Genomic DNA, 13,106 nt, shown 5'->3' on the forward strand with positions numbered 1-13,106 from the left:
CATGCAATTGATTCCCTGCCCCTGGTGCGGCCCCCGTGAGGAAGCCGAGTTCCACTACGGCGGCCAAGCGCACGTCGCCTACCCGGCGGATCCCTCGGCGCTGTCGGACGAGGAGTGGGCGAAGTTCGTCTTCTTCCGCGAGAACCCGAGCGGGCCGTTCGCCGAGCGGTGGAGCCACTCCGCGGGCTGCCGCCGGTGGTTCAACGCCGTCCGCGACACCCGCACCCACGACCTCCTGGCGGTCTACCGCCTCGACGAGCCCAGGCCGGTGATCCCGTGACCCGACTGTCCGGCGTCCCGCTCAAGTTCACCTTCGACGGCCGGGAGCTGACCGGCTACCTCGGCGACACCCTGGCGTCCGCCTTGCTGGCCAACGGCGTCCACCACGTCGCGACCAGCATCAAGTACGGCCGGCCGCGCGGCATCGTCGGCGCCGGTGTCGAGGACTCGAACGCCTTGGTGCAGATCGAAAAGCCGTTCCCCGAGCCGATGCTTTCGGCCACGACGGTCGAGCTGTACGACGGTCTGGAAGCCCGCGGCCTGCGCGGCCAGGGACGGCTCGCCACCGAGCCGGACCCGGCGCGGTACGACGCCAAGCACGCCCACTGCGACGTCCTGGTCATCGGCGCCGGCCCCGCCGGGCGAGCCGCCGCCGCTGCGGCGGAAGGCCGGGTCCTGCTCGTCGACGACCAGCCCGACGGCGAAGCTCCGGAGGGTGTCCGGTTCCTTTCGCGCACGACGGCGTTCGGTGTCTACGACGACGGTTTCGTGCTCGCCCTCGAGCGCCGCGGCGAACCTCCCGAGCGCATCTCGCGGCAGCGGGTGTGGCGGATCCGGGCGAAGCGGATCGTCGTCGCCACCGGTGCGCACGAACGGCCGATCGTCTTCCCGGACAACGACCGCCCCGGCATCATGCTCGCTTCGGCCGCGCGCACGTACCTGAACCGGTACGGCGTTCTCGCCGGGCGGCGCGTGGTCGTGTTCACCACCAACGACTCCGCCTACGAAGCCGCCTCCGACCTGGCGGCGGCCGGAGCCGAGATCGTGCGGATCGTCGACGCCCGCGAGGGCCACGGCGTCATCGGCACCGACGGCGACACCCACATCACGGCCGCCCACGTCGCCGGGCTGGGCGAGCTGCAGGGTGAGCGCGTCGAGTGCGACCTGCTGCTCGTGTCCGGCGGCTGGAACCCGGCCGTGCACCTCTACAGCCAGGCTCGCGGCACCCTCCGGTACGCCCCGGAACTCGGTGCCTACGTCCCGGCCGGCGACCTGCCGGACGTGACCGTCGTGGGCGCGGCCGCGGGCGAAGGACTGCCGGAGACCAAGGTGCTCTGGCAGGTGCCGGCACCCGAGTCCGAAGTGGACACGCGGTTCGTCGACCAGCAACGGGACGCCACGGTGTCCGACGTCCTGCGCGCCACCGGTGCCGGTCTGCGCTCGCTGGAGCACGTCAAGCGGTACACGACCATCGGCACCGCGCACGACCAGGGCAAGACGTCCGGCATGCTCGCCGCCGGCATCACCGCCGAGGCGCTGGGCGTCGACCTCGCCCACCGCCGTCCGACGACGTTCCGGCCGCCGTACACGCCGGTGCCGTTCGCCGCGCTGGCCGGGCGGAACCGCGGAGACCTGCACGATCCCGTGCGCGTCACGACGATCCACCCGTGGCACGTCGAGCACGGCGCCGAGTTCGAGAACGTCGGCCAGTGGAAGCGGCCGTGGTACTACCCGCGGCCCGGCGAGCCGATGGCCGACGCCGTGAAACGCGAGTGCCGGGCGGCCCGCAACGACGTCGCATGCATGGACGGGTCCACTTTGGGCAAGATCGACGTCCAGGGCCCGGACGCCGGCTGGTTCCTCGACATGCTTTACACGAACCTGATGAGCAACCTGAAGGTCGGCCGCATCCGCTACGGCGTGATGTGCGGCGTCGACGGCATGGTGATCGACGACGGGACCGTGATCCGCGTCGGCGAGGAGCGGTTCCTGGTCACCACGACCACCGGCAACGCGGCGAAGGTCCTCGAATGGATGGAGGAGTGGCTCCAGACGGAGTGGCCGCACCGGCGCGTCGACGCGACCTCGGTCACCGAGCACTGGACCACGATCCCGCTGGTCGGCCCGCGCTCGCGGGAAGTCCTCGGCCGCCTGGCACCGGGCCTCGACGTCTCCAACGAGGCCTTCGGGTTCATGACCTGGCAGGACGCCGAGGTCGCCGGTCTGCGGGCGCGTGTCTGCCGGATCAGCTTCTCCGGCGAGCTGGCCTACGAGATCAACGTCCCGTCCTGGCACGGGCCCGCCCTCTGGCAGGCCGTCGTGGACCAAGGGGCGACGCCGTACGGCACCGAGACCATGCACGTCCTGCGCGCCGAGAAGGGCTACCCGATCATCGGCCAGGACACCGACGGCACGGTCACCCCGCAGGACCTCGGCATGTCCTGGGCGGTGTCGAAGAAGAAAGCCGATTTCATCGGCAAGCGCTCGTTCGCCCGCGCGGAGAACAACCGGCCGGATCGCAAGCAGCTGGTCGGATTGCTCCCGGTCGATCCGGCGGTGCTGCTGCCCGAAGGCTCGCAGATCATCGAATCCGAGACGGTGCCGGAGCCGCCGGTGCGGATGCTCGGCCACGTCACCTCCAGCTACGACAGCGCCGCCCTCGGCCGCACCTTCGCGCTCGCCCTGGTGCGCTCCGGCCGGGAGCGGATCGGCGAAACGCTGTACGTGCCGGTCGGGGACCAGGTGGTGCCGGTGACCGTGACCGAATCCGTGCTCTTCGACAAGGAAGGAGCCCGCCGTGACGGTTGACCTCACCGAAGAGAAGTTCCGCACCCAGCTCACCGTCCGCCTCCGCGAAGGCGAGTCGCTCCTCGGCGTCCCGCTGCCCGGTGCGTGCACCTTCACCAGCGGCAACGGCGTCGAAATCCTCTGGATGGGCCCCGACGAATACCTCGTCCTCGCCGAACCCGGCCGCCAGGCCGAACTGGAAGCGGCGCTCTCCCGTGAATGCGACGCCGTGGTGGACGTCTCGGCCCAGCGCAACGTCTACCGGCTCACCGGGTCGCACGCCGCCGACGTGCTGGCGCACGGGTGCTCGATCGACCTGGAGGTGTCGCCGCCCGGCACCTGCGTCCAGACGCTGTTCGCGCGCACCGGCATCGTGCTGATGGTCCGGGAAGACTGCTACACGATCCTCGTGCGCCAGTCCTTTTCGGACTACTTCCGGGTGTGGCTGGCCGACGCGAGCCTGGAGTACGTCCCGTGACCTTCACCCTGACGCTCAAGTGCCCGGAACGCTCGGGCATCGTCCACGCCGTCACGACGTTCCTGGTCGGGCAGGGCTGCGACATCGTCGAGCACCAGCAGTTCGACGACGACGTCCGCGGCTCGCTCTTCCTGCGCACGTCCTTCACCTCCACCGAACCGGCCACAGTGGACGACCTGACCCGCGCGTTCGCCCCGGTGGCCGGGGACTTCGGCATGGAGTTCGGCTTCTCCGACGGCACCCCGCCCCGGATCCTCGTGATGGTGTCGAAGTTCGGGCACTGCCTCAACGACCTGCTCTTCCGCTGGCGCGCGGGCGGCCTCGGCGCCGAGATCGCGGTGGTCGTCTCCAACCACGAGGACCTCCGGCCGATGGCCGAGGCGGCCGGGGTGCCGTTCGTGCACGTCCCGGTCACGCCGGACACGAAGCCGGAAGCCGAGCAGCGGCTGCTCGACCTGGTCGGGGCGTACTCCGCCGATCTCGTCGTGCTCGCCCGGTACATGCAGGTGCTGTCGAACGAGCTGTGCCAGAAGCTCGAAGGCCGCGCGATCAACATCCACCACTCGTTCCTGCCGGGGTTCAAGGGCGCCAAGCCTTACCACCAGGCCTACGACCGCGGCGTCAAGTACGTCGGCGCGACCGCGCACTACGTCACGCCCGACCTCGACGAGGGCCCGATCATCGAGCAGGAGGTCCAGCGCGTCGACCACACGTACTCGCCGCGCGAGCTCGTGACCGTCGGCCGCGACGCCGAAGCGCTCGCCCTCTCGCGCGCGGTCCGCTGGCACTGCGAACGCCGCGTCCTGCTCAACGGCAACAGCACCGTCGTCTTCCGGTAGAAGGAGTTCCGCCATGAGTGCACCGAAGGTCGTGATCATCGGCGCCGGCATCGTCGGCGCGAACCTGGCCGACGAGCTGACCGCCCGCGGCTGGACCGACGTCACCGTGCTCGACCGGGGCCCGCTGCCGCGCACCGGCGGGTCCACCTCGCACGCGCCCGGCCTGGTGTTCCAGACCAACGCGTCCAAGGCGATGACGGACTTCGCGAAGTACACCGTGTCGAAGTTCCTGGAGCTGGACTGCTTCCTCCAGGTCGGCGGCATGGAGGTGGCGACCACCCCGGCGCGCTGGGAGGACCTCAAGCGCAAGCACGGCTGGGCGACGTCGTGGGGTGTGCCGGGCTCGCTGATCGACGCCGACGAATGCGTCCGGCGCTGGCCGCTCCTGGACGGTTCGCGGATCTTCGGGGCGCTGCACGTCCCGACCGACGGGCTCGCGCGGGCCGCCAAGGCCGTCGAAGTGCTGGCCGCACGCGCGAGTTCGCGGGGGGCCCGGTTCATCGGTTCCACGCGGGTGACCGACGTGCTCCAAGAGGGTGGGCGCGTCACCGGCGTCCGGACCGATCAGGGCGGCTTCCCGGCCGACGTCGTCGTCTCGTGCGCCGGGTTCTGGGGCCGGGAGATCGGCGCGATGGCCGGCATGGACGTCCCGCTGCTGCCACTGGCCCACCAGTACGTCAAGACCGGGCAGGTCGCGGAACTCGCCGGGCGCAACACCGAAGACGTCGAAGCGAGCCTGCCGATCCTGCGGCACCAGGACCAGGACCTGTACTTCCGCGAGCACGTCGACCGGCTCGGCATCGGCTCCTACGCCCACCGGCCCATGCCGGTCGACGAGTCCACTTTGGATCCCGCGGTGACCGAGACGGCCATGCCGTCCATGCTGCCCTTCACCGAGGACGACTTCGCGCCTTCGTGGGAGCAGAGCCAGCTGCTCCTGCCCGCACTGCGTCAGACCAAGGTGGAAGAGGGCTTCAACGGCATTTTCTCCTTCACCCCGGACGGCCAGTCGCTGGTCGGCGAGTCGGCCGACGTCCGCGGGTTCTGGCTCGCCGAGGCGATCTGGGTGACGCACTCCGCCGGCATCGCCAAGGCGGTCGCCGAACTGCTCGTCGACGGGCATTCCGAAGTGGACACCCACGACATCGACGTCCACCGCTTCGAAGAGGTGCAGCTCGCGCCGTCGTACGTCAGCGAGACGGCGCAGCAGAACTTCGTCGAGGTCTACGACATCCTGCACCCGTTGCAGCCCAAGCTGTCCCCGCGTGACCTGCGGGTGACGCCGTTCCACGCCCGGCAGCGGGAGCTGGGCGCGGTGTTCCTGGAGGCGGGCGGCTGGGAGCGGCCGCACTGGTTCGAAGCGAACGCGCCCCTGCTCAAGAAGCTGCCGCATGAGGCCCACCCGCCGGCGCGGGACGCGTGGTCGGCGCAGTTCCACTCGCCGATCGCGGCGGCCGAGGCGTGGCAGACGCGCAACGGCGTCGCGCTCTACGACATGACGCCGCTCAAACGCGTGGAGATCAGCGGCCCGGGGTCGCTGGAGTTCCTGCAGTCGCTGACCACCAACCAGCTGGACAAATCGGTCGGCTCGGTGACGTACACGCTGATGCTCGACAACGCCGGTGGCATCCGCAGCGACGTCACGGTGGCGCGGCTCGAGCCCGACGTGTTCCAGGTCGGCATCAACGGCAACATCGACGTCGACCACTTCGTCAAGCACGCGCCGGCCGGGGTGCGGGTCCGGGACACCACCGGCGGGACGTGCTGCGTCGGCGTCTGGGGGCCGCTGGCGCGGGAGCTCGTGCAGCCGCTGTCACGCGAGGACTTCTCGCACACCGGGCTGAAGTACTTCCGGGCCCGGAAGGCGCGGATCGCCGGGGTGCCGGTGGTCGCGATGCGACTGTCCTATGTGGGCGAACTCGGCTGGGAGATCTACACCGGCGCGGACAACGGCCTGCGGCTGTGGGACGCGCTGTGGGCGGCCGGGCAGCCCCTCGGCGTCATCGCGGCCGGGCGGGCGGCGTTCAACAGCCTGCGGCTGGAGAAGGGCTACCGGCTGTGGGGCACGGACATGACGACCGAGCACGACCCGTACGAGGCGGGCGTCGACTTCGCCGTGCGCCTGGCGAAGGACGACTTCGTGGGCCGGGAGGCGATCGAGGGCCGGACGCCGTCGCGGTGGCTGCGGTGCTTGACGATCGACGACGGCCGCACGGTCGTGCTCGGCAAGGAACCGGTGTTCGTCGACGGCGTGGCCTCGGGGTACGTCACGAGTGCGGCGTACGGGTACACCGTCGGGCGGCCGATCGCCTACGCGTGGCTCCCGGCGTCGGCGGACATCGGCAGCCGGGTGGAGATCGAGTACTTCGGCCGCCGGGTCGCGGCCACCGTGGCCGCCGAGCCACTGGTCGACCCCGGCATGGAACGGATCCGGCGCTGAGTGGCGTAACGCCGATCACGTCGGGTCACGCTCGGTTCTCGAACGGGTAATCCACAGCAAGTCCATGGAAGCGCACCAGGAAATTCTCAGGATCGAGGCGTTTCCTGGTGGGGCCGGAGGCTTGTCGAGAGCTGGAGCTGTGTATGAGCGAGTACGACCGAGGACCGCAGGGCGGCGGCGAGTACCCGTACGGCTACGGCCAGGGCGGGTACTCGCCGGACTTCTACGGCCGGAACGGGTATCCGCAGGACCACGGCTATGAGCAGCCCCAGTACCGGCGGCCCGGGGAGCAGGGCTACTACGAGCAGCCGCGTGACCAGTGGGGACGCCCGTACCCGGCTTACGCCTACCCGCAGCCCGCCTACCAGCCGCCGCCGCGCAAACGTCACCCGTTCCGCGCGCTGAGCTTCGCGATCGTCGCCATCGCGCTGGCCGTGGTCGCCGGGCTCGGGATCGGGCACCTGATCTCCGGGACGAACGCGCCCACCGCGGGCGGCAACCAGAACTTCGGCTTCTCCGGGCAGCCGAGCGAGACCAAGGCGGTCCTGGAGGTCGACGCCGTCTCGGCCAAGGTCAACCCGGCCATCGTGAACATCAACACCGAGCTCGGGCTGCAGGGCGCCGCCGCGGCGGGCACCGGCATCGTGCTCACCGCCGACGGCGAGGTGCTGACCAACAACCACGTCGTGGCCGGCGCGACCAGCATCAAGGTGACCAGCATCGGCACCGGCGACACGTACCAGGCGGAGGTCGTCGGCTACGACCGCACCGAGGACGTCGCGGTCCTGCAGCTGCAGGACGCCTCCGGCCTGCTGACGGCGTCGATCGGCGACTCGTCGACGACCCAGGTGGGCGATCAGATCCTCGGCCTCGGCAACGCGGGCGGCCGCGGCGGCGACCCGGTGCCGGCCCCGGGCACGGTGACGGCCCTGGACCAGTCGATCACGGCGTCGGACGAGTCCAGTGGCTCGTCCGAGCAGCTCACCGGGCTCATCCAGGTCCGGGCGAACATCGAGTCGGGGGACTCCGGTGGCCCGCTGGTCAACGCGAACGCCCAGGTCATCGGCGTCAACACGGCGGCATCGACCGGCTACCAGCTGAACGGCCGCCGCAGCGGCGGCACGGGCCAGGGCTTCGCGATCCCGATCAACCAGGCGGTCGACATCGCCCACAAGATCGTCGCGGGCCAGGCCACGGACAAGATCCACATCGGCAAGACGGCGTTCATCGGCGTCTCGGTGACAGACGGCCAGGGAGGGGCCAGGGTCCGCGAGGTGGTCCAGCGCGGCCCGGCCCAGAAGGCCGGCCTCGCGGCGGGCGACGTGATCACGGCCATCGACGGCAAGCCGGTCACCTCGGCGACGACGTTGACGAACGTGATGGACACCCACCACCCGGGCGACCAGCTGACGTTGACGGTGACCCGGGCTACGGGTGGGCAGCAGCAGATCCAGGTGAAGGCGATCGAGGGCCCGACGGGCTGACCGCTTCGCGCGCTGGCTGGTCGCGGGCCGGTGGCCACTGTGGGGACGAAGCCGTCGAAGGCGCGCTGTTCGGTTTCGCGGGCGGCTCGCGCGGGGGCCGGGGCCCGACCGGCTAGCGCAGGAATTCCGCCAGTACCTCGCGGTGCGTCTGCTTCGCCGCGAGGTACTTCTCCCGGCCCGCCTCCGTGATCGTCACGAAGATGCCGCGCCGGTCCATCTCGCACAGGGCTCGCTCGACCAGGCCCTCCTTCTCCAGGCGGGCGACCAGCCTGGACGTGGCGCTCTGGCTCAGGTGAATGGCCTCGGTGAGGTCCGCCGAGCGGCACTTGGACTCGCCGGTCGCGACGCGCTCCAGGGCTTCGAACTCGTTCGCGCCGATGCCGTGGCGCTCTTGGAGGCGGCACTCCAGCTTGCTGAACACGGCCGAGTAGCGGGCCAGCAGCTCGTGCCACTCCTGGACCAGTTCCTTCTCGGCGACGTCGCTCACGGCGACCAACTTAGCATGCGCAGACATCAGATGCAAGCACATTAAATGCTTGGACATTAGATGCGCGTGCATGTAATGTCGCCGCCATGAGCTCTTCCGTGTCCTTGTCCACCACTTCAACGCGGTGGGACGCACGTCTCTGGGGTGTCCTGCTCACCGTCTCGATCGTCATCGGCCTCGACGCGCTCGACGTGTCGATGGTCGGGGTCGCGCTCCCGGCCATCCAGGCCGACCTCGGCCTGTCCACCAACGCGCTGCAATGGGTCGTCAGCGGGTACGTCCTCGGCTACGGCGGCCTGCTGCTGCTCGGCGGCCGCACCGCCGACCTGCTCGGCCGCCGCCGGGTGTTCCTCGTCGCCGTGGCCGTGTTCGCGCTGGCTTCGCTGCTCGGCGGCCTGGTCGACGACGGTGCCCTGCTCATCGCGAGCCGGTTCATCAAGGGCCTGGCCGCCGCGTTCACCGCACCGGCCGCGCTGTCCATCATCACCACGACGTTCCAAGAAGGCCCGGCCCGCAACAAGGCGATCAGCATCTTCGCCGTGTTCGGCGCCAGCGGCTACTCCGCCGGCCTGGTGTTCTCCGGCCTGCTGACCGAGGTCGGCTGGCGCTGGACGTTCCTGCTGCCCGCCCCGATCGCGCTGGTCGCGCTGGTGGCGGCGTGGAAGCTGATCCCGTCGTACCGCGCCGAAGAAGGCCGCGGCTACGACTTCCCGGGCGCCATCACCGGCGCGGCCGGCTCGCTGCTGCTGGTGTTCGGCGTCGTCGAGGCGCCGGAGATCGGCTGGGCGGCCCCGCGCACGCTGATCACGTTCGCCGTCGCCCTCGCCCTGCTGGTGACGTTCGTGGTCATCGAGAAGCGCAGCCGCCACCCGTTGCTGCGCCTGGGCATCCTGCGCTCGGGCCCGCTGGCCCGCGCGAACCTCGGTGGCGCCCTGTTCTTCGGCGCGTACATCGGTTTCCAGTTCGTCGTGATGCTGTACCTGCAGCGGGTCCTGGGCTGGTCGGCGCTGCAGACGGCGCTGGGCTTCCTGCCGGCGGCGCTGATCGTGGCGTTCGGCTCCCCGCGCATCGAGCCGCTGATCGACCGGGTCGGCACGCCCCGCACGATCTTCGCGGGCGTGGTCTCGCACGTCATCGGGTACGCGCTGTTCCTGCGCATCGACGAGCACTCGGGGTACGCGGGCAGCGTGCTGCCGAGCATGATCCTGCTGGGCATCGGCTTCACACTGGCGTTCTCGTCGCTCAACATCCAGGCCACGGCCGGCATCGCGGACGACGAGCAGGGTCTGGCCGGCGGCCTGCTGAACACGTCCCTGCAGGTCGGCGGCGCGATCGGGCTCGCGGTGGTGACGGCGGTCCTGACCGCCAACGGCGGCCGTGAAGCCTCGCCCGCCGCGCTGCTGACCGGGCTGACGCCGGCGTTGAGCGTGGTCACCGGGATCGCGGTGCTGGGCCTGCTGATCGCGATCAGCGGCCTGGTGGCCCGGAAGCGGCCGGCCGAGGAGCCGGTCGTGCCGCAGGAGGACCTGCTGGCCCTCGCGGACTGAGCCGGCCGAGGGGACCGCGGAAGGGCCACCAGCCGGGGGGATGGTGGCCCTTCTCCGGCAAGGCCAGGCGCTTCACCGGGCGACCCGCTCGTCCGTGCCCGGCACCTTCGCCGTCGTGATGGCGATGCGGTTCCACGTGTTGATCGTGAAGATCAGCGCGAGGAGCTGGGCCAGTTCCTCCTCGCCGAACTCCTCGAGCGCCCGGGCGTAGACGTCGTCGGGGACGCCACCCGCGATCTGCGTGACGGCTTCGGTCAGCGCCAGCGCCGCCCGCTCCTTCGCGCTGAAGAAGTGGCCGGCCTCGTGCCACACCGCGACCATGTGCAGCCGCTCCTCGCTTTCGCCGGCCTTGCGGGCGTCCGAGGTGTGCATGTGCAGGCAGTACGCGCAGCGGTTGACCTGCGACGCGCGGATCTGGACCAGCTCGACCAGCGCGGGGTCGAGCCCGGCGCGAGCCGCGGCGTCGAAGCCGATCAGGGCCTTGAAGGCCTTCGGGGCGGTCTTGGCGAAGTTGATGCGGGAGTTCGTCATGACCAGAAATCTACGGCCGGTTTGACCCACCTGTATGGTGCATTTCCGTGGCAAGAGACTGGGTCAATTCCGGCGAGCGCGACCTCCACCTGGAGCTGGGACCCGGCAGCAAGCGGGCCGCGCTCATCGCCGCGCTGCGGGACGCCGTCCGCGCCGGACGGCTCGCCCCCGGCACCCGGTTGCCGCCCTACCGCTCCCTCGCCACCGACCTCGGGCTGGCCCGCAACACCGTTGCCGACGCCTACGCGGAGCTGGTCGCCGAAGGGTGGCTCACCGCCGTCCAGGGCTCCGGTACCCGGGTCGCCGAGCGGGCCGAGCCGCTGAAACCGGTCCGGGCCCCGGCCCGGAGACCGGCCGCGGCGAAACCGGCGTACAACCTCCGCCAAGGGCAGCCGGACGCGACGGCGTTCCCGCGCACCGAATGGCTCGCCGCCGCCCGGCGCGCGCTCGGCGTGGCGCCCCACGACGCCTTCGGCCCCGGCGACCCGCGCGGCCGCCTGGAACTGCGGGAAGCCCTCGTCCAGTACCTCGCGCGCGCCCGCGGCGTGCGGACGTCGCCGGAACGGATCGTCGTCTGCTCGGGCTTCGCGCACGCCCTGCGGCTGCTGTTCCCGGCCGTGCTGCGCGGGCCGCTCGCCGTCGAGTCCTACGGCCTCGCGTTCCACCGCTCGATCTTCGCCACCGCCGGCGTCCGGACGATCCCGCTGGACCTGGACGAACGCGGCGCGCGCGTCGAGGACCTCGACGTCCCGAGGGTGCTCTTGACGCCCGCGCACCAGTTCCCGACCGGCGGCCCGCTGCACCACGACCGCCGCACCGCGGTCCTCGGGCACGTTCGCGCGACCGGGGGCGTGCTCATCGAGGACGACTACGACGGCGAGTTCCGCTACGACCGCAAGCCGGTCGGCGCGGTCCAGGGCCTCGACCCCGAGCACGTCGTCTACGTCGGCTCGGTGAGCAAAAGCCTTTCGCCCGCGCTGCGCCTGGGCTGGCTGGTGCTGCCGGGGCACCTGGTCGACCCGGTGCTGGCCGCGAAAGGCGAGCGCGAGGCCTGGGCGAGTGTGCTCGACCAGCTCACGCTGGCCGAATTCCTGACCGCGGGCGGGTACGACCGGCACATCCGCCGGATGCGCCAGCACTACCGCCGCCGGCGCGACCACCTGGTCACCGCGCTCGCCGAGCGGGCACCGCACGTGACGCCGACCGGGATCGCCGCCGGCCTGCACGCCGTGCTGCGGCTTCCGCCGGGCACCGAGAAAGCCGCGCTGAAGGCCGCGGCCTGGCAGGGACTGGCGCTGGACGGCCTGGCCGCGTTCCGGCACCCGGACAGCACGATGTCCACAATGGACGGCTTCGTGGTCGGCTACGCGACCCCGCCGGAACACGCCTACCCCGCGGCCGTCGACGCGCTGTGCCGCGCGCTGCCGCCCGCGTGAGACCTACCCGGCGGCCAGGTGCGGGCTCACGCGAACCTGCACTGTCGCGAATGACTCATTCGGGACCTCCGCGGTCCCGAATGAGTCATTGGCGACACTGAACCCGCGACACCGGACCGCTCCCGAGCCGGCCTACCCGACGATGTCGATCTCGAACGGTTCGGCCGCGCTGTAGTTGATGTCCGCCCACACCGCGCCCGGCAGGTCGTACCGCCGGTGCGACGTCAGCTTCGAGTTGTACCCGCCCGTCTTCGTCGGGTTGTGGCCGACACCCTGGTGGTCGCTGCCCCAGGCGTAGATGTCGCCGACCCACATCGGCTTCGCGAAGCCGTCGCCGCCGAGGCGCGGGCGGATGATGACCGCCGCGGCGGAACTGCCGGACAGGAACACCCGCACCGCGTTCTCCGCGGCGTTCGGCGGGGTCACGGTGATGCGTTCCATGATCTCCACTCCACTCGAAGGGCCGGAGCCGTCCACGCCGGGCCAGTAGTCGGCGACGGACGACACGTCGTAGCCGGGGGCGACGTTCCCGCGGTACTGCTTGGCGATCGCGCCGGCCGGGATGGCGGGATCGCCGTTGTAGTGCGCGATCCAGTAGTGCGGCTCGGCGACACCGGCGGACGAGAACGCCGCCCGCACCGACGGCCAGGTCGACAGGTTGCAGTAGATCGTCGGGTCCGCGCCCGCCGCGCGGCGCATCCGGACCCAGCCCGGCGCTTCGGCCGGGGTGGCGTCGCCGGGCTCGACGTCGAGGACGTGCCCGTCGTTCGTCACGGCCTTCTTGACGATGGTCACCTTGACCGCGGTGGGAAACCGCGCCCAGTCGGCGGGCGTCCAGGGCGGCAGCTTGATCCGGTCGATGTAGCCGGCGACCATCCGGGCGTCCGCGGGGATGTTCGCGGCCGTCACCGCGTCGTACATGGTGCGCACGGGCTGGCCTTTCGTTCCGGGATTCGCCATCGTGCAATTACCCGTGTGGGACGGCGGTCAAGCACGAACCGCGTCACCGCACGGTCAATCACCAAAACGGCCGCAGCACGTCATTCCTTCACCGGACGCTCACGCACCCGTGGTGAC

At 71.0% G+C, this 13,106-nt stretch carries 11 protein-coding genes; 8 read left to right on the forward strand and 3 right to left on the reverse strand.

Going from position 1 to position 13,106, the window contains the following annotated elements; genetic code table 11:
- Position 1: 1 nt before the first annotated feature.
- The 6 genes from H5965_RS01400 to H5965_RS01425 all read left to right on the forward strand — a co-directional run bounded on the left by H5965_RS01400 (position 2) and on the right by H5965_RS01425 (position 8,028).
- On the forward strand, positions 2 to 280 hold the full coding sequence (locus H5965_RS01400; RefSeq protein WP_310967313.1) for a sarcosine oxidase subunit delta: 279 nt from the start codon (positions 2 to 4) through the stop codon (positions 278 to 280).
- Positions 277 to 2,808 (forward strand): 2Fe-2S iron-sulfur cluster-binding protein, encoded by a 2,532-nt coding sequence (locus H5965_RS01405; protein WP_310967314.1) that lies wholly within the window; start codon positions 277 to 279, stop codon positions 2,806 to 2,808. Before H5965_RS01400 ends, H5965_RS01405 begins: the two co-directional genes overlap by 4 nt.
- Positions 2,798 to 3,265, forward strand: a complete 468-nt coding sequence (locus H5965_RS01410; RefSeq protein ID WP_310967315.1) for a sarcosine oxidase subunit gamma family protein — start codon at positions 2,798 to 2,800, stop codon at positions 3,263 to 3,265. Before H5965_RS01405 ends, H5965_RS01410 begins: the two co-directional genes overlap by 11 nt.
- Entirely contained in the window at positions 3,262 to 4,104 is an 843-nt protein-coding gene (purU, locus tag H5965_RS01415; protein ID WP_310967316.1) for a formyltetrahydrofolate deformylase, read from the forward strand. Before H5965_RS01410 ends, purU begins: the two co-directional genes overlap by 4 nt.
- A gap of 13 nt (positions 4,105 to 4,117) precedes the next feature.
- Complete coding sequence (locus H5965_RS01420) at positions 4,118 to 6,544, forward strand: FAD-dependent oxidoreductase (RefSeq protein WP_310967317.1); 2,427 nt, start codon at positions 4,118 to 4,120, stop codon at positions 6,542 to 6,544.
- A gap of 143 nt (positions 6,545 to 6,687) precedes the next feature.
- Positions 6,688 to 8,028, forward strand: coding sequence for a trypsin-like peptidase domain-containing protein (locus H5965_RS01425; RefSeq protein WP_310967319.1), 1,341 nt, complete (start codon positions 6,688 to 6,690; stop codon positions 8,026 to 8,028).
- 112 nt (positions 8,029 to 8,140) lie between these two features.
- On the opposite strand, the gene H5965_RS01430 is transcribed toward H5965_RS01425, so the two are convergent.
- Entirely contained in the window at positions 8,141 to 8,515 is a 375-nt protein-coding gene (locus H5965_RS01430; RefSeq protein WP_310967321.1) for a MarR family transcriptional regulator, read from the reverse strand.
- Positions 8,516 to 8,601: 86 nt separating this feature from the next.
- Here H5965_RS01430 and H5965_RS01435 point away from each other — a divergent pair, with 86 nt between their 5' ends.
- Complete coding sequence (locus H5965_RS01435; RefSeq protein WP_310967323.1) at positions 8,602 to 10,062, forward strand: MFS transporter; 1,461 nt, start codon at positions 8,602 to 8,604, stop codon at positions 10,060 to 10,062.
- A 72-nt stretch (positions 10,063 to 10,134) separates the two neighbouring features.
- Here H5965_RS01435 and H5965_RS01440 read toward each other — a convergent pair whose 3' ends face one another.
- The gene (locus H5965_RS01440) at positions 10,135 to 10,593 is read right to left on the reverse strand and encodes a carboxymuconolactone decarboxylase family protein (RefSeq protein WP_310967324.1); all 459 of its coding nucleotides are present in this window, start codon (positions 10,591 to 10,593) and stop codon (positions 10,135 to 10,137) included.
- 47 nt (positions 10,594 to 10,640) lie between these two features.
- Here H5965_RS01440 and H5965_RS01445 point away from each other — a divergent pair, with 47 nt between their 5' ends.
- Complete coding sequence (locus tag H5965_RS01445) at positions 10,641 to 12,029, forward strand: PLP-dependent aminotransferase family protein (RefSeq protein WP_310967326.1); 1,389 nt, start codon at positions 10,641 to 10,643, stop codon at positions 12,027 to 12,029.
- A 132-nt stretch (positions 12,030 to 12,161) separates the two neighbouring features.
- Here the strand turns inward: H5965_RS01445 and H5965_RS01450 are convergent, their stop codons facing one another.
- Entirely contained in the window at positions 12,162 to 12,959 is a 798-nt protein-coding gene (locus H5965_RS01450; RefSeq protein ID WP_310967327.1) for a hypothetical protein, read from the reverse strand.
- Between the last annotated feature and the right edge of the window lie 147 nt (positions 12,960 to 13,106).

It is taken from the genome of Amycolatopsis sp. 505 (genome assembly GCF_031625235.1).
In the GTDB taxonomy this organism is placed as follows: Bacteria; Actinomycetota; Actinomycetes; order Mycobacteriales; family Pseudonocardiaceae; genus Amycolatopsis.

Coding starts and splice junctions, on each gene's coding strand:
- H5965_RS01435 (WP_310967323.1), top strand. CDS start 8,602: ATGAGCTCTTCCGTGTCCTTGTCCACCACTTCAACGCGGTGGGACGCA.
- H5965_RS01425 (WP_310967319.1), top strand. CDS start 6,688: ATGAGCGAGTACGACCGAGGACCGCAGGGCGGCGGCGAGTACCCGTAC.
- H5965_RS01440 (WP_310967324.1), bottom strand. CDS start 10,593: ATGACGAACTCCCGCATCAACTTCGCCAAGACCGCCCCGAAGGCCTTC.
- H5965_RS01420 (WP_310967317.1), top strand. CDS start 4,118: ATGAGTGCACCGAAGGTCGTGATCATCGGCGCCGGCATCGTCGGCGCG.
- H5965_RS01400 (WP_310967313.1), top strand. CDS start 2: ATGCAATTGATTCCCTGCCCCTGGTGCGGCCCCCGTGAGGAAGCCGAG.